We start from the raw sequence: 24,548 nt of genomic DNA on the forward strand, positions 1-24,548 counted from the left end.
GGCCCGCCGAGCGGGCCACCAGCGCCGCGCGGGACAATGGGAGGTCCGCCCCGTCCCGGCGAGCGGAAGGGTCACGATCGGCAGGAGAACGGTCAGCGTGTCGGAAACACCCCGGTCGTCATCGTCGGCGGCGGACGACCTGCGCGCCGACTGCGCCCGGTGCTTCGGGCTCTGCTGCGTCGCGCCCGCCTTCTCCGCGTCGGCCGACTTCGCCATCGACAAGCCCGCCGGGCGGCCCTGCCCGAACCTGCGGGCCGACTCGCGCTGCGGCATCCACGCCGACCTGCGCGACCGCGGCTTTCCCGGCTGTACAGTCTTCGACTGCTTCGGCGCCGGGCAGCGGGTGGCCCAGCACACCTTCGGCGGGCGGGACTGGCGCGACGCACCGGAGACCGCGGCGAGCATGTTCGACACGTTCGCGGTGATGCGGCCGCTGCACGAGCTGCTCTGGTACCTGACCGAGGCGCTCGCGCTGCGCCCGCCGCACCCGCTGCGCGACGAGCTGACCGGCGCGCTCGCCGAGACCGAGCGGCTGACCCGGGAGCCCCCCGAGACGCTGCGGGCGCTCGACGTGGACGCGTACCGGGGGCGGGTCAACCCGCTGCTGTCCCGCGCCGGGGACGCGGCCCGGGCGCGGGGCGGCCGGGCCGGTGCGGACCGGCGGGGCGCCCAACTGTTCGGCGTCGACCTGCGCCGGGTCGACCTGCGGCGGGCGAACCTGCGCGGGGCGCTGCTGATCGGGGCCGACCTGCGCGGCGTCGACCTCGGCCTGGCCGACCTGACCGGCGCCGACCTGCGCGGGGCGGACCTGCGCGGCGCGGACCTGTCCGGCAGCCTGTTCCTGCACCAGTCGCAGCTCGACGCAGCCCGGGGCGACCAGCGCACCGCACTGCCGCCCGGCCGGACGCGCCCCGGGCACTGGTCACCGCTGGCGCTCACCCCGGTGCGCCACGCGCCGCGCGCCCCCGGGCGACCCGGCCGTCCCACCCGGCGGCGCTGACCCCGCTTCCGCCCGCCGGCCACCGTCCGGTGCCGCAGCGGGCCGACGTTTCACCCCGTCGGCGCCGGGTAGCCGGGACCGGACGGCACGGCGGCGACGGGGAGGCAGCGGTGGGGTATCGGGCACGCGACGGCGAGCTGCCGGTCGACCCGGCGCACGCCGAGGACGAGGCCGGCCAGGCCCGGCTGGTCCAGGTCGAGGCGGACACCGACGTCCCGGCGCCGGACGACACGACGGCGAAGCCCGACCTGGTCACCGAGGACAACGGGTCCGGCGTGGCGGGCGGCGCGTCGGGCAGTTCCAGCGGCGGGTCCGGCATGCCGGGTCACCCGGACGCGGCGCATTGAGCCCGGGATCGGGCGTTTGCGATCACCCCACGGGGGCAGGAGGGGCGGCATGACCGAACAGAACCGTACCGACCGGGCCGCCACCGACGAGCCGGACGGCGCGACGGCCATGCAGGCGTCGCTGCGTCCGCCGGGTGAGTCCCTGAGCGGCACCGACGACACCGGCGACGACTTCGCGGACCTGCCGGCCGAGGACCGGCGCTCGGCCCGGGAGGTCAGCCGCGCCGGCTACGACGTGGCCGACGTCTCCGGCACCGGCGACCCGAACCGCGAGTAGCGTCCGCGACGCCGGCCGCCGGCTGACCGGGTCAGCGGCCGGCCGGGACCGCGGCGGCGCGGGCCTCGGTCATGCCGCGGTTGGCCAGCGCGTCGGCGCGCTCGTTCTCCGGGTGGCCGTTGTGCCCCTTCACCCACAGCCAGGTGACCCGGTGCCGGGCGCACGCGGCCTCCAGCCGCTGCCACAGGTCGGCGTTCTTGACCGGTTGCTTCGCGGCGGTCCGCCAGCCGTTGCGCTTCCACGAGGCGAGCCAGCTGGTGATGCCGTTGCGCACGTACGTGCTGTCGGTGTGCAGCTCGACGGTGACCGGCCGGGTCAGGCTCTCCAGGGCCTGGATGGCGGCCATCAGCTCCATCCGGTTGTTGGTGGTCGGGGTCGCCTCGCCGCCGCAGAGCTCCCGCTCGTGCGCGCCGTAGCGCAGCACCACGCCCCACCCGCCGGGGCCGGGGTTGCCGCTGCACGCCCCGTCGGTCCAGATCTGCACGACCCTGCCGGTCGTCTCGTCCGCCATGTCGGCAACCTACCGAATCCCGACCGGCTCTCCCGCCGTCGGGGCAGCCGACCCGGCGTCGCGGCTGTCGGTCCTCGGACGGGAGGGCCGGCCCGGCCGCCACGCCCACCAGGGCAACCGCGCCCCGCCGTCAGCCGTCGGCGTCGGTCCGGCCGCCGAGCACCGGCGGCGGGACCGTCCACGTCGCCGACCGGCGGGCCGGGTCGAGGCGGTCCCTGAGCCGGGCGCCGACGTCGCCGGCAGCGGCGGCGACCATCGGCAGCAGCCGGGTGGAGCTCATCACCGCCAGTTCCTCCGCCGGGGTGGTGGCGCCGTCGAGGAACCGCAGCACGCGCTCGGCCGGGTTGCGGTCGAAGAGCCGGTCGAAGAACTCCGGCCCGCCGACGCCGCCGGCGTCCAGCGCCCGGAGCGCGACCGCGTCCATCCAGCGGTGCCGGCGGGGGTACGCGGGCCCGGGCACCGGCGGCCGGCCGGCGGCGAGGGCAGCGGCGACCTGCTCGGCCTGGCGGCGCATGGCGGAGAAGGTGAAGCCGGTGGAGGGCCGGGTGGCGCCGCCCGCCGTGCCGAGGCGGACCACCCGGGGCGAGGGCCGGGCGTCGAACGGGCCGTCGGTCATGGGGATCACGCCGTTCTCCACCTCCCGCACCCGCAGCCGCGCCGGGTCGAGGCCGAGCAGGTCGCGGTAGCCGGCCAGCGCGGCGTCGTACCCCGCGTCGCTGAGCAGGTCGGGTGAGAACTCCGTGTACTCCACCAGGGCGTACCGGTCGCTGACCGGCAGGACGTAACCGAACGACACGCCCCGGGCGGGCTGCGGGGTGCGGAAGTCCATCAGGACGGCCCGCGCCGGGTCGAAGACCGGCGCCTCGGACTCCAGCCACCAGCCCCGGAAGTGCTGGAGCCAGTTGGTGCGGCCGGGCCGGCGGGGCGGCCGGGGCCGGGAGTCCAGCACCCAGGACGCGCGCACCGCCGGCCGGCCCCCGCCGACGTGCACCGTGACGTGCCCGCCGTCGTCGTGCAGGGTGTCGACGGGCGCGACGATCCGCCGGATGCCGAGCCGCCGCTCGGCCTCGGCAGCCCGGTCGTAGACCGGGCCCGAGCGCAGCATGGCGTACCGCAGCGGGGCGAGGTCCAGGACGCGGCGGCCGGCGGGCGTCGCGACCTCGACCTGTTGCCAGCTCGCGGCCAGCAGCGGGTCCAGGTCGTTGCCGGGGTGGTCCCAGAACGCCCAGGTGCGGTCCTGGCCGCGCCGGTGGACCGGGTCGACGACGGCGACCCGCAGGTCACGCACACCGTGCCGGTCCAGGGCGGCGAGCACCAGCGACGCGGCACCGCCGCCGCCGACCAGGGCCAGGTCGACGTCCAACGGTGCGGAGGCGGTCACGTCGACCACGCTGCCACACCTTCCCGACGACCGGCCACCGGCCGGCCGGGCCGGCGGTCGCGGGCACCCGCCGGGCGCCGGACGGCGGTAGGGTGCCGGCGGTCGCCCGACGGGCACCGTCGCCACCACCGGAGGGTCCGCACCGCATGAGCACCACGGCCGCCAACGCCCTCACCGCCCGCTGGGCGTCCAGCCTCGACGGGGAGCAAACCGTCCTGTCCGGTGCGGGCGTGTACCCGCTGCTGGCGCTGCTCGCCCCCTACGCCGGCGGCCCGGCCCGCGAGGAGCTGCTCGCGGTCGCCCCCGACCCGGCCCGGTTCGACCTGGACCGCTCCCCCACCACCCGGCTCGCGCTCGCCACCTGGGCGCGGCGGGACCTCCGGCTGACCGAGCGGTGGCTGCGGGAGCTGCCGGCGGCCATGCGCGGGGAGTTGACCGGCGACGAGGCGCAGGACCAGCGGGCCCTCGACGAGTGGGCCGCCACCCACACCGACGGCCTGGTCCCCCGGATGCCGGTGCAGGTCACCCCGGACACCGCGATGGTCCTGGCCAGCGCGCTGTCGCTGCTGACCGAGTGGGCCGAGCCGTTCCGGGACGCCCGGTGCGAGCCGGCCGGCGGGCCGTGGCGGGGCCGCCGGCTCGCCGGGCTGGGCCGGCTGAGCCACGACCTCGACGCGCTCGGGGTCGCCGACACCGCCGTCGGCCCGCTGAGCCTGCTGACCGTGCGCGGCACCGCCGACGTCGACGTGGTGCTCGCCCTGGGCCCGCCCGGGCGCACGGCGGCGGAGGTGCTGCCCGCCGCGATCGGCGGCCTCGGCGCGCCGTCCGCGCTGCCCGCCGCCGCCGGCCCCGGGGTCACCGAACAGGTCCTGGACGCGTACGACGACCGGCCGGAGCTGTACGTCTCCACGGTCGGCTTCACCGTCTCCGCCGACCACGACCTGCTGGAGCGGCCCGCGACGTTCGGCCTGGCGACCGCCACCGGGGACGGCGACCACTTCCCCGGCATCGCCCGGCTCCTGTCCGTCTCGCAGGCGCGGCAGAGCGCGACGGCCACCTTCAGCGCGACGGGCTTCCGCGCCGCCGTGGTCACCGCCCTCTCCACGCGGGCGGGTTCCGCCCCGCCGCGACTCACCGCGCGCCGGCGGCGGGTGCGCCTCGACGTCGACCGCCCCTTCGGGTTCCTCGCCGTGCACCGGTTCACCGGGCTGGTGCTGCTCGCCGGCTGGGTGACCGATCCCGCGGTGCGGGACTGACGCCGAGAGGTCTGGGACACCGACGTCAGGATCGGGACCACGGGGCCGCTGCCTGGTCGCTGTCGAGCTGCCCTCACAGATGGGGCACACCGCGCCGCGCAGCCCGACCGGAGTGTGATGCGACGGGGTGGTCCTACAGAAGGGGCAGCTCGACAGCGCCCATGGCACGCCACCAACCCATCGGCAGACCTGTCGAGGCGGTCACCACCCGACCGCCCCGCCCGCCGCCGCCGACGCCGACGGGCGCTGGTCTACCGTGCAGCCATGGCGCACACCGACCCCGATCTGGCCATCGCCGCGGCGGAGGCCGGCGCGGCCGTCGTACGGGCCCGCTACGGCGGCACGTTGGACCGGTTCGACAAGGGCCCCGGCGACTTCGCCACCGTGGCCGACCTGGAGTCGGAGCGGGCCATCCTCGACGTCCTGCGCGGTGCGCGGCCGAACGACGCCGTGCTGGGGGAAGAGAGTGGGCACAGCGGCTCCCGCTCGGCGACCCGGACCTGGCTGGTCGATCCGCTCTGCGGCACGCTGAACTACGCGGCGCGGACCCCGCTGGTCGCGGTGAACGTGGCGTTGCGCGTCGACGCGGAGATCACCGCCGCGGCGGCCGCCGACCCGCTCGCCGGGGAGCTGTTCTGGGTCGGCGACGGCCGCGCCCACGTGCGCCGCGACGGCGTCGACGAGGCACTGGTGCCGTCGGCCCGGTCGCGGCTGGTGGACGTCGACCTCGACCCGCCGTTCCCGAACGCCCCCGTGTTCGACGCGCTGCGGCTGCTCGCCGATCCGGAGTTCGCCACGCGGTTCCGTCCCCGGGTGCTCTCCACGACGCTGGCGCTGGCGTGGGTGGCCGCCGGGCGGCGGGCCGCGTACGTCACCGACCGGGACGTCCGGGACAGCGTGCACTTCGCCAGCGGCATCGCCCTGTGCCAGGCCGCGGGGTGCGTGGTGACCGGCCTGAGGGGACAGCCCCTGCACACCGGCGTCGGCGGGCTGCTCGTCGCGGCGGACGCGGAGACGCACGCCGCCCTGCTGGCCCTGGTCGACCGTCAGTTCCGCGCGACACAGGAGCGGACGGCTGTCCTGCCCTGACCGGCACGCCGGCCGACCGGGCGGCGCGTCAGGCGCTCAGCGGTCCCCCGCCCGGGTGCGGTAGACGACCAGCCGGCGCAGCGGGCCGGACTCGACGTCCGGGTCGTCGAAGTCGTCGGCCGGGTCGGTGGTCATGCCGAGGCGGCGCATGACCGCCTGGGAGCGTACGTTCGTCGTGGTGGTGATCGCCAGGATCTCCGGCAGCCCGACGGTGTCGAAGCCGTACCGCAGGACGGCCCGGGCCGCCTCGGTGGCGTAGCCGTGGCCCCAGGCGGAGCGGGCGAGCCGCCATCCGGCCTCCACCCCGCTGACCGGGAGCCCGTCGTCGACGCGGTCCAGGCCGGCGAAGCCGATGAACCGGCCACCGTCGCGGACCTCCACGGCCCAGAAGCCGTAGCCGAGCGTGTCGATGTCGGCCTGGAACGACCGCGCCGAGGCGGCGGCCTGCTCGGCGTTGAGCAGCGGGCCGAGGTGCTCGCGCACCTCGGGGTCGGCGTTCATCGCCGCCCACGGGGCGAGGTCGGAATCCCGCCAGCTCCGCAGCAGCAGCCGTTCGGTCCTGATCTCCGTCACCGGGCGACCCTATCGGCTCCCGCCGACACCGGGCACGCGGGATTCGCGCGACACCGGCACGCCGCCGTTGACAATAATTAGTTACATATGTCACCTTAAATGCGCACTGCCACGGGGCGGTACCCACGGGGAGGTCCATTACATGTTGAAGAGAGTCGTCGTCTCGGCTGCGGTTGTCGCCTCATCGTTGGTCGCCGGCGCACTGGCGGTTCCGGTGGCCGCCCAGGCCAGCACTCGTTACGGGTGCACCTATCCGCGCGTGTGCTTCTACCTCACCCCCGCGGACTGGACGGCACAGCGGCCGACTGCGGCGTATCAGGACGTTACCAGCACCTGGCAGACTCTCGGCTCGTCAAGCCGTGGCTCCGCCTACGCCTTCAACTCCCGCAACGACGACGTCGCCTACTTCCACTTCACCAACGGCAGGCAGATATGCCTCCGCCCGGACAGTCCGCTCTACCTGTCCCAGTACGGCACCGTCGACAAGATCCGGATTTCCAGTTCGTCAACCTGTTAGCCCCTTTCTTGAAGGCCGCCCGGCCGGTAGGCCGGGAACGCGAAAGTGCCTTCCGGGCTGGCAGGACGAGATTTCTCGAGGTCTCATCTGCCTGTTCCGGAGGGCACTTTTCCGTGCGGGTCGAACACCTAACCGGTTCGGTGCGCACAGGGCGACGGCGGCGGCGCGACGAGACCGGCCCGCCCCGCGCATCGTCCCCGCAACGGGGCCGAGACCGACCCAGCCCCGACAGCCCGGCACTGACGGCATCGACCCCGGCGAACCCTCGCGGGCGGGCCGTGCCGGCATTTCCGCTGCTCCCTCCGCCTCCGGGGTGGACACGTGACGGCAACGAGGATTTCTCATTTTCACCGGATCGGGGGTCCAACCCTCCTAGGGTTGGTCACACCGGTGCTAGTCACGGAGTTGGCCACCCGAACGACGTCCCACGCAGTCAGCGGACGAAAAGTGAGGGAAGACGCGTATGAAGGTCACAACAGTTCTCGTATCGGCGGCGGTCGGCGTGGGCCTCAGCACGCTCCTGCTCCCGGGCGCCGCGCTGGCCGACACCGTCGTGTCACCTGCCACCACTCCGGTCGGCGGGACGGTCGTGCTCACCGCGACGACGTGCAACCCCAAGTCCGGCGACGCGATCTTCCACGTCACCGGTCCCGACCGCGACCAGAACGTCCGGTCCACCACGGCGGCGGCCGGCGGCGGTCTGAGCGCGGAACTCTTCACCGCCGGGTTCACCCTGGGCACCTACACGGTGACCGCGACCTGCGGCGACGGCAGCGCGGCCGGCAGCGCGACGTTCACGGTCACCCCGATCGGCGGCGCCCAGGCCGGCGGCCGCGACGGCACCGACGGGGCCGGCGCGCTCGCCGCCGGTGGCGTCCTGCTCGGCTCCGCCGCCGGAGGCGCCCTGATCCTGGCCCGCCGCCGACGCCACATGGCCGGCGCCACGCTCTGACCGACGGCCGAGCCGTCCATCCTGAGACGGGTGCCCGCACCGGTGAACGCCGGAGCGGGCACCCGGGCGAACGCGTACGGAGGTGGAACGTGGGCTGGCGCAGGCCCGGGTGGGCGGTCGCGGTCATCGCCCTGCTCGGCACCACCGGGCTCGCCCTGGTCACCGCCGGGGTGGCGACGGCCCCGCCGCGCCCGCCCCGGCCCGGGGTCGCCGACGCGCCGCCCGGGGCCCGCCCGGCGCCGTCGGTGCCGCCGCTGGACCGGGCCGAACCGGTGGACGTGCGGATCCCGGCCATCGACGTGCGGGCCCCGATCGTCCCGGTCGGCGCCGACGCCGACGGGCGCCTGGAGGTGCCGCCGCTGGACCGACCCACCCTCGCCGGCTGGTACCGGCACGGAGTCAGCCCCGGCGAGACCGGCAACGCGGTGATCGTCGGGCACGTGGACTCCGCCGCCGGGCCGGCGGTCTTCTTCGACCTCGGCCGGCTCCGGGCCGGCGACACGGTGCGGATCACCCGCGCCGACGCCAGCGTCGCGACGTTCGCCGTCGACGGTGTCGCGTCGTACCCGAAGGACCGCTTCCCCACCGACCTGGTCTACGGCCCCAGCGGGGCGGCCGGCCTGCGCCTGATCACCTGCGGCGGCCGGTTCGACCGGCGCGTTGGCAGTTACGTCGACAACGTCGTCGTCTTCGCCACCCGGGTGCCGTGACCCCCGATTCGCCGGGCCCGAGTACGGTGGCCGCGCGGATGCCGGCGACGCGGAGGTGGACGGGTGGCGCAGCGGGTGAGGGAGCGGCTGCGGTTGTCGGCCGTGTTCGACCGGCTGCTCGGCCGGCCGGTCCCCGGGCAGCGCGAGCGGGAGCCGCGACGGTCCAACCCGGACGCCGTGGTGGACTGCGCCGTCTACGTCGACGGACGGCGCGAGCCGGGTCGCCCGCACTACGCCGACGCGTACGCCCGCTGTCGCCGCAGCCGCGGCGCCTTCGTCTGGTTGGGTCTGCACGAGCCGGACCCGGCGGTGATGGCGGCGGTCGGCCGCACGTTCGGACTGGACGACCTGACGGTCGAGCAGGCGCTCACCGACGGCCACCGCCCCACGGTGCGGCGCGACGGCGGCGTGACCCTGCTGGTGCTGCGCACCGCCGGGTACGTGGAGCACGCCGAACTGACCGACACCTCGGAGGTGATCGACACCGGCGACGTGATGGTGCTGCTCGGCGACCGCTTCGTCATCACCGTGCGGCACGGCGCCGCGGGCGCGCTCACCCCGGTCCGCGCCGACATCGAGCGCCGCCCGGCAGTGCTCGCCGAGGGCCCGTGGGCGGTGGCGTACGCGGTCTGCGGCCGGATGGTCGACCTCTACCTGGAGGTCGCCGGGCACGTGGAGCGGGACCTGGAACGGGTCGAGGAGACGGTCTTCGCGCGCGACCGGTCCGCCGACATCCAGCACATCTACCAGCTCAAGCGGGAGATCGTGGAGTTCAAGCGGGCGGTGCAGCCGTTGCAGGCGCCGCTGCGGTCGCTGCTCGACGAGCGCCCCGACAACCCGCCGCGCGGCCTGCGCCGCCGGTTCGTCGACGTGGACGCCCGGCTGACCCGGGCGGTGGACCGGGTCGCCGCCTACGACGACCTGCTCAACTCGATCCTGCAGTCCCGGTTGGCGCAGCTCGCGGTGGACCAGAACAACGACATGCGCAAGATCGCCGCCTGGGCCGCCATCGCCGCCACCCAGACCGGGATCGCCGGGATCTACGGCATGAACTTCGCCACCATGCCCGAGCTGAACTGGCGCTACGGCTATCCGGCCGCGCTGGGCCTGATGGCACTGGTCGCGGTCACCCTGCACCGCCTCTTCCGCCGCTCCGGCTGGCTCTGACCGGAGGTCGCCACCCGCCCGGTCAGGCCGAGCCGGAGATTCCCCGGCAGCGGCCTCGCGAGTTGGCCTGACCGTCGGCCGCTACCCTCGCCCACGTGATGTGGCAGCGGTACATGGCGGCTGTGGAGCGACGACCGGCTGCACGCCAACAGCGCCGGCCACGAGCGGATCGCCGCCGCGCTCGCGCACACCGTCGGGCTGCCGGAGACCGACGACGGTTGGACGCGCCCGCTGGAGATCGCACCGCGCCGTCGGCGCCACGAGGTGTTCCGCGCCGAGTTGGCCTGGACCCGCCGGCACCTGCTGCCCTGGCTGGTCCGGCACGCGCGCGGGCGGTCCTCCGGCGACGACCGGTCGCCAGGCGACCCGTGCCGCTGCCGGTCGAGAAAGCGATGACCGAGAACACAGCAACTGAGGAGTTGCACCATGCCGGGTGACCTAGACACGTTTCACGGCCTACCGGTCGTCGACTTCACCAGTGACGGTGACCTGCAGGAAGCAGCGTCGGTGGCATGGCGCGTGAGTGGTGGCGGGTGCGACAGCGACCAGAGCTTCGCGGAGACGTGGCAGCAGTTCCTCCAGGCGGTCGACCTCGCCGGGGTACGAGCCCTGGTATTCGGCGGCTGGGCGGACGCATATGAGTTCGACCCCGCGCCCATTCTCGACCTGGCCGTCGCCGCAGCGGACCGACTGACCGGCCTGCGAGCCTTTCACTTCGGGGACATCTCCTACGAGGATTGCGACATCTCCTGGATCCGGCAGACCGATGTGACCCCCCTGCTGAGCGCCTACCCTCTGCTGGAGCGGTTCGAAGCGCGCGGCGGGCCAGGCATAGCCGTCTCACCGCTGCGCCACACTTCGCTGCAGTACCTAGAGTTCGAGAGCGCTGGCCTTCCGGTCCAGGTGGCGCGCGGACTCTGCGCCTCCGAGTTGCCCGCGCTGAAGGAACTGGAGCTGTGGCTCGGAGTCCGGGATCGCGGGGGCGACACCGCCGTTGCTGACCTGGCAGCGCTGCTCTCCGGCGAACGCTTCCCTGCGCTGCGTCACCTGGGACTGCTCAACAGCATGCTGCAGGACGAGATTGCTGCGGCGGTCGCCGAGGCTCCCGTCGTCGCACAGTTGCGGTCCCTGGCCCTGTCCATGGGCGCCCTGTCGGACACCGGCGCCGCGGCGCTTCTCAACGGCCGGCCGCTCACTCACCTGAGGTGGCTCGACCTCCAGCACCACTACCTCAGCGCGGCCATGATGCGTCGGCTGCGGGATGCCCTGGAGCCTTCCGGGGTCGAGATCGACCTCAGCGACGGTAGGAAGGACCCGGGCGACAGCAAGTGGCGCTACGTCGCGCTCCCCAGATGACATGTCGGCGGTCGTCATTGCGAGGGTTCCAGTCCGTCGACGCTCGGGGAAAGTCCCTGCGAGCCTGACCGACCGATCGGCCCACCGGCAGGGCCGATTTCCGTCGCGCCGACTGGTCCGATCCGGCCCGCGCCACGCGCCCGCGTGTACCGGCCGGCCGGACGCCCAGCACCTGCCGGCGTTTGACCGCCGGGGCCGGGGGAAGACGGTGCGCCCAGGGCCGATTCCCGAGGAGCGACGATGGCGGACGCAGGACGGGCCAGGAAGGCCACCGGGGCACGCAAGGCCCCGATGAAGCGGACGGCGGCGGCGAAGAAGGTGGCGACGGCCACGAAACGGGCCACCGGGACGACCGCGGCCAAGACCCCGGGTGAGAAGCCGACATCGACGACGCCCCGGGTGGCCCGGAAGAAGGCCACCTCCGCCACGGCGGCCCCCACCCGCACCCGGAAGGCGCCGGCCACGAGCGCGCCGGCGAAGAAGGCGCCCGCGAAGAAGACGGCGAAGGCCGCCGCGACCCGTGCCGGCGCGGCCACGAAGGCACCGGCCCGCAAGGCGACGACCATGGAGTCCTTCGGCAACCGGCGGACAGCCCGGACGAGCGGCCGCTGACCCGGCCCGCACGACGGGTGCTCCGGCGGCGGACCGAGCCGTCGGCGTACGGCGCCGGGGTCGGACGCCCGCGTGCCGGGTCCGGACGCCGGTCGCGGCGGACCGTCGGCCAGAATGGGCCCGTGGCGACCAGACCCCGCCGGAGCGCGGCCGACGACCCCGACCGGACCTGCCCGTGCGGGTCCGCCCAGCCGTACGCGCAGTGCTGCGGGCGACTGCACCGGGGCGAGGCCGACGCGGCGACGGCCGAGGCGCTGATGCGCTCGCGGTACAGCGCCTTCGCCGTCGGCGACACCGCCTACCTGCTGCGGAGCTGGCACTCCTCGACCCGGCCGCGCCGGCTCGACCTGGATCCGAGCCAGCGCTGGACGGGGCTGGAGATCGTCGACGCCGACCGGGGCGGGCTGTTCGACACCACGGGCGTCGTCGAGTTCCGCGCCCACTACCGCGCGGGCGGTCGGCCGGGGACGCAGACCGAGCGCAGCCGATTCGTCCGCGAGGACGGGCGCTGGGTCTACGTCGACGAGTTGCCCGGCTGACACCGGCCCGGCAGCCGCCGGGCCGGTGCGCCGCGGCTACCCGCCGGTGGGGAGGCCGGTGCGCAGGCCGAGGCCGTCGACCGCCGCCGAGACGAGTTCGTCCGGCGCCAGCGAGACGTCGAGCACCAGCACCGACTCGTCCGGGTGGGGCTGCTCCAGGGTCGCCAACTGCGACTCCAGCAGGCTCGCCGGCATGTAGTGCCCGGCACGCCGGGCCATCCGGTCCCGGATCACCTCGGCCGGCCCGTCCAGGTGGACGAACTCGACGCTCGGCGGCCCCTGGCGCAGCACGTCGCGGTAGGAGCGCTTCAGCGCCGAGCAGGCCAGCACCGTCGACACGCCCTCGGCGGAGCGGGCCGCCATCCATGCGGCCAGGTCGCGCAGCCAGGGCAGGCGCGCGGCGTCGTCCAGCGGCACGCCGGCCCGCATCCGCGCCACGTTGGCCGGCGAGTGGAACTCGTCCGCCTCGGCGAAGGTCAGGCCGGTACGGTCGCTGATGCCCCGGGCCACGGTCGTCTTGCCGGCCCCGGACACCCCCATCACGACCACGTGCCGGGTCGCGGCCGGGCCGCCCGGGCGGCTCTCACCAGTCATGGACCGTCCCGTCCTTGAGCCGGTTGAACGGCAGGTAGGCCGGCACGTACGGGAACTTCGCCGCGGCTTCCTCGTCGAGTTCCACGCCGAGCCCCGGCTGCTCGCCCGGGTGCAGGTAGCCGTCGGTGAAGGTGAACGACTGCCGGAAGACCTCGTTGGTGAGCGGCCCGTGCTGCATGTACTCCTGGATGCCGAAGTTGTGGATGGCGAGGTCCAGGTGCAGCGCGGCGGCCATGCCGACCGGCGAGATGTCGGTCGGGCCGTGGATGCCGGACTTGATCTGGTACTGGGCGGCGAAGTCGAGCAGCTTGCGCATGGCCGTGATGCCGCCGGTGTGGGTGACGGCGGAGCGCACGTAGTCGATCAGTTGCTCGCGGATGAGGGTCTGGTAGTCCCACACCGTGTTGAAGATTTCCCCGATGGCCAGCGGGGTGGTGGTGTGGTGGCGCACCAGCCGCAGCGCCTCCTGGTTCTCCGCCGGGGTGCAGTCCTCCAGCCAGAACAGGTCGTACGGCTCCAGGGCCTTGCCCAGCTTCGCGGCCTGGATCGGGGTCATCCGGTGGTGGCCGTCGTGCAGCAGCGGCAGCTCCGGGCCGAACTCGTTGCGGACCGCCTCGAAGACGCCGGGCAGGTGGCGCAGGTAGGCGCGGGTGTCCCAGTCCTCCTCGGCCGGCAGCGGGGTGCGCTGCGCCGGCTCGTAGTCGTACCGCTTGCCGTCGGCGCTGGGCTGGGCGGCGACGCCGTACACGGCGTTGATGCCCGGCACGGAGGTCTGCACGCGGATCGACCGGAAGCCGAGCTCCAGGTGCCGGCGGATCGAGTCGAACAGCTCCGGGATGTCGCGGCCGGAGGCGTGGCCGTAGGCCATGATGCCGGTGCGGGAGGCCCCGCCCAGCAGCTGGTACAGCGGCATGCCGGCGGCCTTGGCCTTGATGTCCCACAGCGCCACGTCCACCGCCGCGATGGCCGCCATGGTGACCGGCCCGCGCCGCCAGTACGCCGAGCGGTACAGGAACTGCCAGGTGTCCTCGATGCGGTGCGGGTCGCGGCCGATCAGCAGCGGGACGACGTGGTCGCGCAGGTACGAGGCGACCGACAGTTCGCGGCCGTTGAGGGTGCCGTCGCCCAGGCCGGTGATCCCGTCGTCGGTGGTGATCTTCAGGGTGACGAAGTTGCGGTCGGGGCTGGAGACGATGACGTCAGCGGCGACGATCTTCACGGGATGCCTTTCTTCTACAGGTGCGCGGGGCGGCTAACGGAGAACGCTGCCCGTCTCGTGGCCGTCGAGAAGGGACAGTTCGGCGCGGCGGGGCAGCCCTTCGCAGTCGCCTCGGCTGGAGACCGCGAAGGCGCCGAGGGTGGCCGCGCGGCGCAGGCGACCGGCCAGGTCGAGCCCGTCGAACCAGCCGGACAGGTAGCCCGCGGTGAACGCGTCCCCGGCGCCGACGGGGTCGACGGCGGTCACGGTCAGCGCCCCGACGTGCTGGACGTCGTCCGGGGTGTGCGCCCGGGCCCCGTCGGCGCCCAGCTTGACCAGGACGGTGTCCACGCCCCGCCGGAACAGGTCCGCCACGACCGTGGCCTCGTCGGCCCCCGGGTCGCCGACGAGGTCGAGCTCGTCGGCGGAGGCGATGACGACCGAGGCGTACCCCGCCAGCGGGGTGAGCACCTCGCGGGCGGCGTCCCGGGACCAGAGGCGGGCGCGGTAGTTGACGTCGAGGCAGACGGGGATGCCCGCCTCGGCCGCGGCCTCGGCGGCCCAGCGGGTGGCCGCGCGGGCGGTGTCGGACAGCGCCGGGGTGATCCCGGTCAGGTGCAGCATTCCGGCGCCGGCGGCCAACGGCGTCCGCAGGTCGTCGGCGCGCAGCGCCGACCCGGCCGATCCGGCCCGGTGGTACTGCACCCGGGTCAGGTCGGCGGTGCGCTGCTCCAGGAACATCAGGCCGGTCGGCCGGTCCGGGTCGCGGGTCACGCCGTCGACACCGACGCCCTCGGCGCGCAGCTGCCGCAGCGTGTACTCGCCGAACTCGTCGGTGCTCACCCGGCCGGCCCAGGCGGCCCGGTGGCCCAGCCGGGCCACCCCCACCGCCACGTTGGACTCGGCGCCGGCCAGGTGCATGGTCAGCGGCCCGCCGGCGGCGAGCGGGCCAGCGGAGCGCAGCGACACCATGGTCTCGCCGAAGGTGAGCAGGTCGGGCGCGGTCATGACGCGGCCGGCTCCCGCACGGCGGCGAGGTAGGTGCGGGCCCGCGTCCGCAGCGCGTCCAGGTCACCGCCGGAGGCGGCGTCGCCGACCAGCGGCCCGCCGACGCCGACCGCGATCGCGCCGGCCTTCAGGTAGCCGGGCACGTCGGCCAGGCCGACGCCGCCGACCGCGACGAACGGGATGTCCGGGAACGGATCGCGCACCGCCTTGAGGTACGCCGGGCCGCCGACCGACGACGGGAACAGCTTGATCGCCGACGCGCCCATCCGCATCGCGGTGTACGCCTCGGTCGGGGTGAACGCGCCGGCGGCGACCGGGATGCCCCGGCGGGCCGCCTCGGGGATCGACTCGACCACGGCCGGCGTCACCACGAACTGGGCGCCCGCGGCGGCCACGTCGGCCACGTCGGCGGCGGTGAGCACGGTGCCGGCGCCGACCAGGGAGCCGGCGGGGGCGACCCCGCGCAGCGCCTCGACGGCCCGCAGAGCGTCCGGCGTGGTGAGGGCCACCTCGACGAGGCGTACGCCCTCCTCGAGCAGGGCGGTGCCGGCGGCGATCGCGCCGGCGGTGTCGGTGCCCCGGATGACCGCGAGGATGCGGGCGTCGGTGAGTTCGGCGGTGAGGTCGAGGGTCATGTGATCACCATTCCGCGTAGGAGCCGTCACGGTGCCGCCACGTGGGGCTGCGCCACGAGTGGCCGCGCTTGTCCGCCGTTCGCACGGCCTGTTCGTCGATCTCGATGCCGAGTCCGGGCGCCGTGAGCCGCTCGACGTACCCGTCGACGAACGTCAGCGGGGTCTTGTCGAGGCAGTAGTCGAGCACCTCGGCGCCGAGGTTGTAGTGGATGCCGATGCTCTGTTCCTGGATCAGGTAGTTCGGCGTGGCGAAGCCGACCTGGAGGCAGGCCGCGAGGGCGATCGGCCCGAGCGGGCAGTGCGGGGCGAGCTGCACGTCGTACACCTCGGCCAGCGCGGCGATCTTGCGGACCTCGGTGATGCCGCCGGCGTGCGAGAGGTCCGGCTGGGCGACCGCGATGCCGGCCTGCAGCACCGGCAGGAACTCCTGCCGGCTGTAGAGCCGCTCCCCCGTCGACACCGGGGTGGTGGTGGAACGGACGAACTCGCCGATGAGGTGCGAGTTCTCCGGGACCACCGGTTCCTCGAGGAAGAACGGCCGGTACGGCTCGAGCAGCGGGGCGACCCGGCGGGCGGTGGCGAGGGTGAAGCGGCCGTGGAAGTCGACCGCCACGTCCCGCTCGTCGCCGAGCACCTCGCGGGCGGCGGCCACCCGCTGGACGACGCCGTCGAGTTCGGCGACCGACGCGACCGGGCTCATCTTCCCGGACGCGTTCATCTTCACCGCGGTGAGGCCGGTCTCGACGGCGGCGGCGATCTGGTCGCGGACCTCGGCGGGTTCGTCGCCGCCGACCCAGCCGTAGACCCGGATCCGGTCCCGGACCGGACCGCCGAGCAGCTGGTGCACCGGCGCGCCGAAGTGCTTGCCGGCGATGTCCCACAGCGCCTGGTCGAGCCCGGACACGGCGCTGGCCAGGATCGGCCCGCCCCGGTAGAACGAGCCCTTGGTCATGACCTGCCAGTGGTCCTCGATGCGCAGCGCGTCCTGGCCGATGAGCAGTTCGCTGAGCTGCTCGACGGCGGTGCGGACGGTCTCGGAGCGGCCCTCGCAGGTCGCCTCGCCCCAGCCGACGATGCCGGAGGAGGTCTGCACCCGGACGAACAGCCAGCGCGGCGCGACGAGGAAGGTCTCGACCTTCTCGATTGTCGTCATGGCGTCCTCAGCCCTTCGTGGCGCCGGCGGTGAGGCCGGAGACGATGTACTTCTGCACGAACAGGGCGATCACCATGATCGGCACGGTGACCACGGTGGCCGCCGCCATCAGGCCGCCCCAGTCGATGCTGGCGTAGCCGACGAAGTCGAAGATCGCCACGGGGAGCGTCTTGGTGTCGGCGCCGGAGAGCACGAGGGCGAACATGAAGTTGTTCCAGGAGAAGATGAAGGACAGGATCCCCGCGGTGGCGATGCCGGGCACCGACAGCGGCAGGGTGATCCGCCGGAACGCGCCGATGTGGGTCAGCCCGTCGACGAGCGCCGCCTCCTCGAGTTCGCCGGGCAGGCCGTCGAAGTAGCCCATCATGATGTAGACGATCAGCGGCAGCGAGACGAACATGTGGCTGAGGATCAGCACGGTGAAGCCGCCGACCATCTGCAGGTTCGAGAAGACGTAGTACCAGGGCACCAGCAGCGAGACGCCGGGGATGACCCGGGCCATGAGCACGACGAGCGCGGACTTCTTCATGTTGAAGCGGCTCATCGAGTACGCGGCGGGCACGCCGAGCAGGAGCGACAGCACGGTCGCCGCGAACGCCACCCAGAGGCTGTTGCCGATGAACTGGACGTAGTTCGCCTGTTCCAGCACCGTGCCGTAGTTGTCCAGGGTGGGCGAGAAGGAGAACGCCTTGTCGGTGTCGTAGATGTCGACGTTGGTCTTCAGCGACGCGAGGATCATCCAGAGCAGCGGCGCCATCAGCGAGAACACCACGACGACCAGGGCCACCGCCCGGAAGACCTTGAACGGCCTGCTCGGCTTCATCGGTCCAGCCCCTTCTTGCGGTAGGTCAGGGCCCACATCACCCCGATGATGATCAGGAAGAAGATGATGAGGACCGTCGACGAGACGCCGTAGTCGTTGTAGTCGAAGCTGAGGCCGTAGGCGTAGACGTTGAGGGTCTCCACCTCGTGGAACGACCCGCCGCCGCGCCCCTTGGTGGCGTAGAGGATGTCGAAGGTCTTCAGGGCGTCGATGCCGCGCAGCAGGACCGCGACGATCACGGTGGGCATCAGCAGCGGCAGGGTGACGTGCCGGAACCGCTGCCAGGTGCTGGCGCCGTCGATCAGCGCCGCCTCCTGCGGCTCGTCGGACAGCGACGTCAGGCCGGCGAGCAGGATCAGCACGACCATCGGCGTCCACTGCCAGATGTCGATGAACATCGTCGTGGGCAGGGCCGAGCTCTGCCCGGACAGCCAGGGCTGGGGGCCGATCCCGACCCAGCCGAGCACCTGGTTCGCCATGCCGATGTTGGGGTCGAAGATCAGCCGCCACATCATGCCGACCGCGACCGGGGTGGCGACCAGCGGCAGCAGGATCGCGACGCGGACCCACTTCTCACCGCGGAACGGCCGCCACAGCAGCAGGGCGATCGCCATGCCGAGCACGACCTCGAAGAGGAGCACGACGCCGGTGAAGAGGGCGGTGCGCCACACGGCCGGCCAGAAGCGGTCGGTGTCGGTGAGCACGTCGAGGTAGTTCTGGAAGCCGATGAACTCGCTCTCGGCGCGTACCGAGCCCTCGGCGTCGGTCAGGCTGAGGTACCCGGTCCAGGCCACCGGGAAGACGATCAGCACGGCGACGAACGCCATGGCGGGTGCCGCGAAGAGCCACTTGCGGTGCTCGTTGGCCCAGCGCGACCAGGCCGAGGTCTCCGGGGACGCCGGACGCGCCTCGGTCGATCTTTTGACTGGTGTGGTGACGGCTGACATGAGGTCTCCGGGTGGGGGGTCAGGGCCAGCGTCCCGGCGCGGGGTGGCGGAGCCGGTCGGCTCCGCCACCTGCGCTTCGGGCTACTTCGCCTCGTCGTCGAGGAACTTCTGGAACGCCTCGTTGGCCGCGTCCGCCGAGGCGGCCGCGTCCTTGCCGGTGATCGCGTCGACGATCGGCTGGCCGACGATCTCCCGCGCCTGGGCGACCTTCACGACCAGCGGACGGTCGTGGCCCACGCCGTTGGCGGTGCTGACCGTGGTGGCCTCGGCGAGGTCCTTCGGGTAGCTCGCCGAGCCCTCCGGGTTCTCCCAGACGGACGTGCGGGCGCTGGGGACGCCGGCCTTCTGCTGCGCCAGCGCCTGCTCCTTGCCGGCCGCCCACTGGATGAACTTCCAGGCGTTGTCCTGGTTCTTGGACGTCTCGTTGACGCCGAGCGCCCACGAGGGGATGTTGTACGGCTTCGAGCCGGCCGGGCCGGCCGGGAAGGCGGCGAACCCGACGGTCTCGGAGACCTTCGACTTGGCCGGGTCGGTGGCGTTCTTGTAGAGCGAGTTGGCCTCGGTGTAGAAGGCCGCCTTGCCCTGGGTGAAGATCGCCATCGCCTCGGACCAGCTCATGTCGGTGCTGATGTTCTCCGGGCCGTGCTCGCGCAGCAGCCCGCCGTAGTAGGCGTACGCCTGCTTGGCCTGGTCGGTGTTGACCGACGCCTTGCCGTTGGCGTCGACGAAGTCGCCGCCGAAGCTGTAGAGGAAGCTGGAGAACTGCGTGACGGCGGCCGCCTTGCCGGTGCGGGACACGAAGCCCGCAACGCCCGGGTTGTCCGCCTCGACCTTGGCCGCCTGCGCCTTGAGCTCGTCGAGGGTCTTCGGCGGGGCCGTGAAGCCGGACTTCTCCAGCAGGTCCTTGCGGTAGTAGAGGACCTCCTGCTCGGTGATGATCGGCACCCCGACCAGCTTGTCCTCGTAGCTGGTGGCCTGCACCGGCCCGGTCTGGAAGTCGCCGAACTCGAACGCGCTGTCCGACTTGGCCTTGTCGGTCAGGTCGGCCAGGTACTTGTTCTTGGCGAACAGCTTCCCCTCCTGCAGGGGCCGGTACATCATCACGTCGATGTCGCTGGATCCGGCGTTCAGCTTGACGTTGTACTGGTCGGAGAGCTGGTCCTCGCCGAGCTGGGTCACCTCGACCTTGAGGCCCGTCTGCTTCTCGAACTCCGGCAGCGCCTTCTTGATGTTGTCCGTCCAGACGTGGTTCACCAGCGTCACGCGCACGGTGTCCGAGCCGCCGGCGTCGTCCCCGCCACCGCAGGCGGACAGGCCGAGGGCGACGACCATCGCCAGGGAAGTCCCGATAACTGATCGACGTCTCACGTCCATCTCTCCTTATGCCGTGGCCGTGGCCGGGCCCGACGTGGGGCCGCCACCTCCCTGTTTACATCCGCTTAACGTCGGGATGCTAGGCCGAAAAAGCAGATTTATTCAAGAGGTAGACCCAACTGATATGATCAGCCGTGTGAAACCGTCCTCCCCAGGGGTCGCAGTCGCCCCGATCGCCCCTGCCGAGGCCGGGCTGCACGCACGCGTCCTCGACCACCTCGGCACGGCCATCTGCGGTGGCGAACTGGCGGCCGGGGCCGTCCTCAACATCGACGAACTGGTCGAGCGGTATGCCGTGTCCCGCTCGGTCGTCCGCGAGGTCCTGCGGGTGCTCGCCTCGATCGGGTTCATCGAGACCCGCCGACGGGTCGGCGTCATGATCCGTCCGACGGACGCCTGGAACGTCTTCGACCCGCAGGTGATCCGCTGGCGGCTCGCCTCGTCCGGCCGCATCGCCCAGCTCCGCTCGATCACCGAGCTGCGCACCGCCGTCGAGCCGCACGCCGCCCTGCTCGCGGCCAGCCGGGTCGGTCACGACGAGGCGAGCGACCTCGTCGGGCTCGCGGCGAAGATGTGGGCCGCCGGCAAGGCCGGCGACGAGGAGCGCTTCCTGCGGCTCGACATCGAGTTCCACCGGCGGGTGCTGGTCGCCTCCGGTAACGAGATGTTCGTCCGGTTGCAGGAGCTGGTCGCGGAGGTGCTCACCGGCCGGCACCAGCACCACCTCATGCCCCACCACCCGCACGAGCAGGCCCTCCAACTGCACGCGGAGGTGGCCCAGGCGATCCAGCGGCGCGACGGCGAGCGCGCCCGGCGGGCCATGGTGCAGCTCATGGAGCAGGCCTTCGACGAGATGAGTTCGATCTGGGAGCAGACCGGCGAGACCGCCGGCCCCTGACCGCTGCCCCGACCCGTCCCGCTCCCGCCGTCCTTTCGCCCGGCGTATGCTGGTGGCGGCGCCGTCCCGCGCCTCACCTCCCTACCGGTGCTCACGCCACCGGCGTCGCGGAGGCAAAGGGAGCCTCGCGCTCTCGGGATGCCGTGCCACATGCCCTGATCCGGCGCGGTCGACGGGAGCGTGGGTCCCTGCGACCCGCGCCGTCGACGAGGGAGCATGTGATGACGCGTGACAAGTCGTTCAAGACCCGGGTCCGGGCCCGGATGGACAAGACCGGCGAGAGCTACACGACCGCCCGCCGGCAGCTCGTCGCCCGGTCGACCGCCGCCGCGCCCGAGCCCGCCGCCGCACCGCCCGCGCCGCCGAAGCCCGCGCCGGGCGCGACGTCGTCGGGCACGGCGGTGCAGACCGCGCGGATCTCCGACGCGCTCGTCCGGGAACGCACCGGCCGCGGCTGGGACGAGTGGTTCGCCCTGCTCGACGCCTGGGACGCCACCGGGCGTACGCACACCGAGATCGCCCGCTGGCTGGCCACCACGCACGAGGTGCCGGGCTGGTGGGCGCAGAGCCTCACCGTCGGGTACGAACAGACGCGCGGCCTGCGCGCCCCCGGGCAGCGGCGCGGCGGCGGCTTCTCCGCCGCCGGCAGCCGCACGGTGGCCGTCCCGGTGCGGCGGCTCTTCGACGCCTTCGCCGACGACGCGCTGCGCCGCCGGTGGCTGCCCGGCGCGGAGGTCCGGGTCCGCACCGCCACCGCGCCCCGGACGTTCCGCGCCGACTGGGGCGACGGGTCGACTCGGCTCGTGGTGGGCTTCGCCGCCGTGGGCGAGACGAAGTCCCGGGTGTCCGTCCAGCACGAGAAACTGACCGGGGCGGAACAGGCGGCCGAGCTGAAGGCGTACTGGCGGGACCGGCTGGCCGCGCTCAAGCACCTCCTGGAAGGCACGGGCCGATGAGCACACGTCCGTCGCCGGCACCACCCCTCCGATCCGGCCACCAGCGGTCGGACCGGCACCTCGCCGGCTGACGGCGCGCCGGCCCGGCGGCGGTCACGCCGACCGCCGCCGGGCCCGTCGTCAGCCGACGCGACCGGCGGCCACCCGACCCGGCCCGCCTCGGGACCGCCGGCCGCCGCCCGTCACCAGGAGCAGCGCGACGATCAGGTACGGCACGGCGGCCACCGCGAAGGCGAACCCGTTGCCGGCCCCGGTGGCGAGCAGGCCGTACCCGCCGTAGACGGCGATGATCGTCACGTCGGTGGCCATCCCGGCGAGCGAGGTGACCGTGGCCCGGCTGCTGCCGGTGACCCGGGCCTGCAAGCGGGCGTCGGCGAGCACGGTGGCGAGTTGGAAGCCGCAGAACGCGGCCGCGACCAGCACGAACCCGACGGGCCGGGCGAGCAGCGCCCCGGCGGCCAGGGCCACGCCGGACACCGCCAGCAGCCCGGCGTACCCGCGGGTGGTCAGCCGCTCCCCCGCCGGGGCGAGCAGGCCGCCGGCGCTCACCCCGGCCCAGATGAGCAGGAGCAGCAGCGGCACGCTCGCCTCGGCGACGCCGGTGTCCCGCGCCAGCAGCGGCGTGTACTCCTCGAGGGCCCCCCAGACCGCCGCGACCGCCGCGACCAGCAGCACCGCCGCGCGGACGGCCCGGTCGGCGTGCGCCTCGGCGAGCCCGGCGCGCAGGCTCGCCCACCAGCCGAGGTCGTCGTCGCCGTACTCGTCGCCCGCGTCCCGTCCCGCCTCGGCGGCCCGCCCGGTCCACTCCTGGCTGGCGGTCGCGGCCGGGCCGGCGGTGGTGGCCGCTGCCGGCCCGGCCGCGGGAGCGGCAGCGGCCACCGGGGCGTCGCCCCGCCGGTGTTCGGGGAAGCGGGTGGCGACGGCGGCGGCGAGCAGGCAGGCGAGCACGCTGGCCACGCCCACCGCCGGGTAGCCGCCGACGGCGAACACCGGGCCGGCCAGGACGATCGAGGCGAGCACGCCGAGCGTCTCGGCCGTCCTGGCCCGGCCGATGACGCGGGCGTACCGGCCGGCGGCGTCGAGCCGGTCGAGTTCGTCGAAGACCAGCGCCTCCAGCGCACCCGAGGCGAGCGCACCGCCGGCGCCCCACAGCACGAACCCGACGGCGAAGGCCGGATACGAGGGGACGAGCACCCAGAGCGCGAAGCCGGCGGCCGTGACGAGCGGGGCGAGGGCGAGCAGCAGCCGCCGGGAGACCGCGTCGGCGAAGGCGCCGGAGGGCACCTCCAGCAGGATCCCGCTGGCCGACCAGATCACGAACAGCGAGGAGATCTGCCAGACCGACAGGCCGGTGTCGCTGAACAGCAGCGCGTACAGCGGATAGAGCAGAACGAGTTCACCGAGGAACGCGTACCCGTAGAGGATGGCCGCCAGCCGGCGGACACGCGGATCGGGCACGCGCACAGTGTGGACAGTCATGAAGCCTTCCCGTGGAGACGAAGCGGACGCCGGACGTACGGCGTCCGCGGCGGCCCACGGGGGCGACCGTCAGCGGTGCATCAACATCGCCACGTCATGCCGGCGATGTTAGGCGGCGGCGGCCCTGACGGCCATGCCGTACCGCGACACGCGTCGGGGTGGGACTCGTGCGGATCCCACCCCGGAACGCGGCGGCACGGTCAGCGGCGGAACTTCTCCTGACCCATCGGCGGGATGACCATGGTGGCCTCGGCGTCCTGGCCGGTCGGCTGCGCCGGGACCGTGGCGCCGGTCGAGGTGACCTGGGTGGCGTCCGGGTCGACGTGGGGCGCGGCCGGATCGGCGGGGCGCGGCACGACCTGGGTGGCGTCGGCGTCCACGGCCGGGCCGGCGGGTTCACCGGCACGGACGACCTGGGTGGCGTCGGCGGCCGGCTCGGTCAGGTGGGTCTCGGTGTCGCGGCGGCCGGCCTGGTAGGCGCGGGCGTGCGTGGCGATCAGGTGCGACTCCTGCTCGGCGCGGGTCAGCCAGGACTCCCAGCGGCTCTGCATCGGACGGACCAGACCGCCGCCGACCCCGACGACGAGGATGCCGCCGACGGTGGCGAGCACGGCGACCAGCACCGGGGTGGTCACGGCGGTCGCCACACCGATCTGGTTGAGGGCGGCGATGACGCCGAGGCCGAGGATGAACACCGAGGCGATGCTGGCCAGGATGCGGCCGTACGACAGCCCGCCCAGGGCGCCGCTGATGATGTCCTTGACGGCGTTGGCGATCGCGGCGGCGACCACGACAATGACGATCGCGACGAAGGCACGGGGCAGCCAGGCGATCACGCCGGCGATCAGGTCCGAGACGGGATTCGGGCCCCAGATGCCGAACGCGAGCTGGAGGGTCACCAGCAGCACGCCGTAGTAGGCGAGCTTCGCGACGATGTCGCTGGCGTCGTACCGGGACCGGGCCAGGGCCCGGCGGATCCCGCCGCGCTCCACCGCGCGGTCGAAGCCCACCCGCTCCAGCACCTTGTCGACGATCTTGAGCACGGCCTTGGCGATCAGCCAGCCGACCACCAGGATCGCCACGAAGGCCACGGCCTTGGGCAGGAACAGCATCACCGAGCGGAGGGCGTCCCCCACCGCGTCGCCGAAGTCGTCTCTCATGGGAATCCTCCACACGGGTGTCCGTCTCGTCGCGCC

The 24,548-nt window shown here is 73.6% G+C and carries 27 protein-coding genes; 14 read left to right on the plus strand and 13 right to left on the minus strand.

Annotation, left to right across the window (positions count from 1 at the left end; translation table 11 throughout):
- The first annotated feature begins 97 nt into the window (after positions 1-97).
- The 3 genes from ACGF5G_RS18070 (at position 98) to ACGF5G_RS18080 (ending at position 1,624) form a co-directional block, all read left to right on the plus strand.
- A complete protein-coding gene (locus ACGF5G_RS18070; RefSeq protein ID WP_393263966.1) occupies positions 98-1,000 on the plus strand; it encodes a pentapeptide repeat-containing protein in 903 nt (300 codons plus the stop codon).
- 110 nt (positions 1,001-1,110) lie between these two features.
- On the plus strand, positions 1,111-1,347 hold the full coding sequence (locus ACGF5G_RS18075) for a preprotein translocase YidC (RefSeq protein WP_393263968.1): 237 nt from the start codon (positions 1,111-1,113) through the stop codon (positions 1,345-1,347).
- 49 nt (positions 1,348-1,396) lie between these two features.
- Positions 1,397-1,624, plus strand: coding sequence for a hypothetical protein (locus tag ACGF5G_RS18080; protein ID WP_393263970.1), 228 nt, complete (start codon positions 1,397-1,399; stop codon positions 1,622-1,624).
- Between the two features lie 31 nt (positions 1,625-1,655).
- Here ACGF5G_RS18080 and rnhA read toward each other — a convergent pair whose 3' ends face one another.
- Both rnhA and ACGF5G_RS18090 read right to left on the minus strand, forming a co-directional pair.
- Positions 1,656-2,135 (minus strand): ribonuclease HI, encoded by a 480-nt coding sequence (rnhA, locus tag ACGF5G_RS18085; protein WP_393263971.1) that lies wholly within the window; start codon positions 2,133-2,135, stop codon positions 1,656-1,658.
- Between the two features lie 130 nt (positions 2,136-2,265).
- On the minus strand, positions 2,266-3,516 hold the full coding sequence (locus ACGF5G_RS18090) for a lycopene cyclase family protein (RefSeq protein ID WP_393264435.1): 1,251 nt from the start codon (positions 3,514-3,516) through the stop codon (positions 2,266-2,268).
- Positions 3,517-3,662: 146 nt separating this feature from the next.
- Here ACGF5G_RS18090 and ACGF5G_RS18095 point away from each other — a divergent pair, with 146 nt between their 5' ends.
- Positions 3,663-4,772: a hypothetical protein gene (locus ACGF5G_RS18095; RefSeq protein ID WP_393263973.1), complete on the plus strand. Its 1,110-nt coding sequence runs from the start codon at positions 3,663-3,665 to the stop codon at positions 4,770-4,772.
- Between the two features lie 264 nt (positions 4,773-5,036).
- Complete coding sequence (locus tag ACGF5G_RS18100; protein ID WP_393263975.1) at positions 5,037-5,861, plus strand: inositol monophosphatase family protein; 825 nt, start codon at positions 5,037-5,039, stop codon at positions 5,859-5,861.
- 36 nt (positions 5,862-5,897) lie between these two features.
- Here ACGF5G_RS18100 and ACGF5G_RS18105 read toward each other — a convergent pair whose 3' ends face one another.
- Positions 5,898-6,434, minus strand: a complete 537-nt coding sequence (locus ACGF5G_RS18105; RefSeq protein WP_393263976.1) for a GNAT family N-acetyltransferase — start codon at positions 6,432-6,434, stop codon at positions 5,898-5,900.
- A gap of 142 nt (positions 6,435-6,576) precedes the next feature.
- On the opposite strand from ACGF5G_RS18105, the gene ACGF5G_RS18110 reads away from it, so the two are divergent.
- The 7 genes from ACGF5G_RS18110 to ACGF5G_RS18140 all read left to right on the plus strand — a co-directional run bounded on the left by ACGF5G_RS18110 (position 6,577) and on the right by ACGF5G_RS18140 (position 12,287).
- Positions 6,577-6,951 (plus strand): hypothetical protein, encoded by a 375-nt coding sequence (locus ACGF5G_RS18110; protein ID WP_393263978.1) that lies wholly within the window; start codon positions 6,577-6,579, stop codon positions 6,949-6,951.
- A 463-nt stretch (positions 6,952-7,414) separates the two neighbouring features.
- A complete protein-coding gene (locus tag ACGF5G_RS18115; RefSeq protein WP_393263980.1) occupies positions 7,415-7,903 on the plus strand; it encodes a hypothetical protein in 489 nt (162 codons plus the stop codon).
- Positions 7,904-7,992: 89 nt separating this feature from the next.
- A complete protein-coding gene (locus tag ACGF5G_RS18120) occupies positions 7,993-8,613 on the plus strand; it encodes a class F sortase (RefSeq protein WP_393263982.1) in 621 nt (206 codons plus the stop codon).
- 63 nt (positions 8,614-8,676) lie between these two features.
- A complete protein-coding gene (locus ACGF5G_RS18125) occupies positions 8,677-9,780 on the plus strand; it encodes a magnesium and cobalt transport protein CorA (RefSeq protein WP_393263984.1) in 1,104 nt (367 codons plus the stop codon).
- A 426-nt stretch (positions 9,781-10,206) separates the two neighbouring features.
- Positions 10,207-11,136 (plus strand): STM4015 family protein, encoded by a 930-nt coding sequence (locus ACGF5G_RS18130; RefSeq protein WP_393263986.1) that lies wholly within the window; start codon positions 10,207-10,209, stop codon positions 11,134-11,136.
- 240 nt (positions 11,137-11,376) lie between these two features.
- On the plus strand, positions 11,377-11,748 hold the full coding sequence (locus tag ACGF5G_RS18135) for a hypothetical protein (RefSeq protein WP_393263987.1): 372 nt from the start codon (positions 11,377-11,379) through the stop codon (positions 11,746-11,748).
- A 122-nt stretch (positions 11,749-11,870) separates the two neighbouring features.
- A complete protein-coding gene (locus tag ACGF5G_RS18140) occupies positions 11,871-12,287 on the plus strand; it encodes a YchJ family protein (protein ID WP_393263989.1) in 417 nt (138 codons plus the stop codon).
- 36 nt (positions 12,288-12,323) lie between these two features.
- On the opposite strand, the gene ACGF5G_RS18145 is transcribed toward ACGF5G_RS18140, so the two are convergent.
- The 8 genes from ACGF5G_RS18145 to ACGF5G_RS18180 form a co-directional block, all read right to left on the minus strand.
- Positions 12,324-12,881 carry a gluconokinase gene (locus tag ACGF5G_RS18145; protein ID WP_393263991.1) on the minus strand — a complete coding sequence of 186 codons (558 nt, stop codon included), beginning with the start codon at positions 12,879-12,881 and terminating at the stop codon, positions 12,324-12,326.
- Positions 12,871-14,100, minus strand: a complete 1,230-nt coding sequence (gene manD / locus ACGF5G_RS18150; RefSeq protein WP_350708225.1) for a D-mannonate dehydratase ManD — start codon at positions 14,098-14,100, stop codon at positions 12,871-12,873. The genes ACGF5G_RS18145 and manD overlap by 11 nt, the downstream gene beginning before the upstream one ends.
- A gap of 33 nt (positions 14,101-14,133) precedes the next feature.
- A complete protein-coding gene (locus ACGF5G_RS18155; protein ID WP_393263993.1) occupies positions 14,134-15,087 on the minus strand; it encodes a sugar kinase in 954 nt (317 codons plus the stop codon).
- Positions 15,084-15,722: a bifunctional 4-hydroxy-2-oxoglutarate aldolase/2-dehydro-3-deoxy-phosphogluconate aldolase gene (locus ACGF5G_RS18160; protein WP_393263995.1), complete on the minus strand. Its 639-nt coding sequence runs from the start codon at positions 15,720-15,722 to the stop codon at positions 15,084-15,086. The genes ACGF5G_RS18155 and ACGF5G_RS18160 overlap by 4 nt, the downstream gene beginning before the upstream one ends.
- 4 nt (positions 15,723-15,726) lie before the next feature.
- Complete coding sequence (dgoD, locus tag ACGF5G_RS18165; RefSeq protein WP_393263996.1) at positions 15,727-16,875, minus strand: galactonate dehydratase; 1,149 nt, start codon at positions 16,873-16,875, stop codon at positions 15,727-15,729.
- A gap of 7 nt (positions 16,876-16,882) precedes the next feature.
- A complete protein-coding gene (locus ACGF5G_RS18170) occupies positions 16,883-17,698 on the minus strand; it encodes a carbohydrate ABC transporter permease (protein ID WP_393263998.1) in 816 nt (271 codons plus the stop codon).
- Complete coding sequence (locus ACGF5G_RS18175; RefSeq protein ID WP_363706493.1) at positions 17,695-18,645, minus strand: sugar ABC transporter permease; 951 nt, start codon at positions 18,643-18,645, stop codon at positions 17,695-17,697. The genes ACGF5G_RS18170 and ACGF5G_RS18175 overlap by 4 nt, the downstream gene beginning before the upstream one ends.
- Before the next feature lie 81 nt (positions 18,646-18,726).
- Complete coding sequence (locus ACGF5G_RS18180; protein ID WP_350708213.1) at positions 18,727-20,013, minus strand: sugar ABC transporter substrate-binding protein; 1,287 nt, start codon at positions 20,011-20,013, stop codon at positions 18,727-18,729.
- A 142-nt stretch (positions 20,014-20,155) separates the two neighbouring features.
- Here ACGF5G_RS18180 and ACGF5G_RS18185 point away from each other — a divergent pair, with 142 nt between their 5' ends.
- Positions 20,156-20,917, plus strand: a complete 762-nt coding sequence (locus ACGF5G_RS18185; RefSeq protein WP_393264001.1) for a FadR/GntR family transcriptional regulator — start codon at positions 20,156-20,158, stop codon at positions 20,915-20,917.
- A 221-nt stretch (positions 20,918-21,138) separates the two neighbouring features.
- Positions 21,139-21,873 carry a DUF4287 domain-containing protein gene (locus ACGF5G_RS18190; RefSeq protein ID WP_393264003.1) on the plus strand — a complete coding sequence of 245 codons (735 nt, stop codon included), beginning with the start codon at positions 21,139-21,141 and terminating at the stop codon, positions 21,871-21,873.
- 120 nt (positions 21,874-21,993) lie between these two features.
- On the opposite strand, the gene ACGF5G_RS18195 is transcribed toward ACGF5G_RS18190, so the two are convergent.
- On the minus strand, positions 21,994-23,352 hold the full coding sequence (locus tag ACGF5G_RS18195; protein ID WP_393264005.1) for an MFS transporter: 1,359 nt from the start codon (positions 23,350-23,352) through the stop codon (positions 21,994-21,996).
- A 200-nt stretch (positions 23,353-23,552) separates the two neighbouring features.
- Positions 23,553-24,512: a hypothetical protein gene (locus tag ACGF5G_RS18200; RefSeq protein ID WP_393264006.1), complete on the minus strand. Its 960-nt coding sequence runs from the start codon at positions 24,510-24,512 to the stop codon at positions 23,553-23,555.
- Between the last annotated feature and the right edge of the window lie 36 nt (positions 24,513-24,548).

The organism is Micromonospora sp. NPDC047730, assembly GCF_043204765.1.
In the GTDB taxonomy this organism is placed as follows: Bacteria; Actinomycetota; Actinomycetes; order Mycobacteriales; family Micromonosporaceae; genus Micromonospora.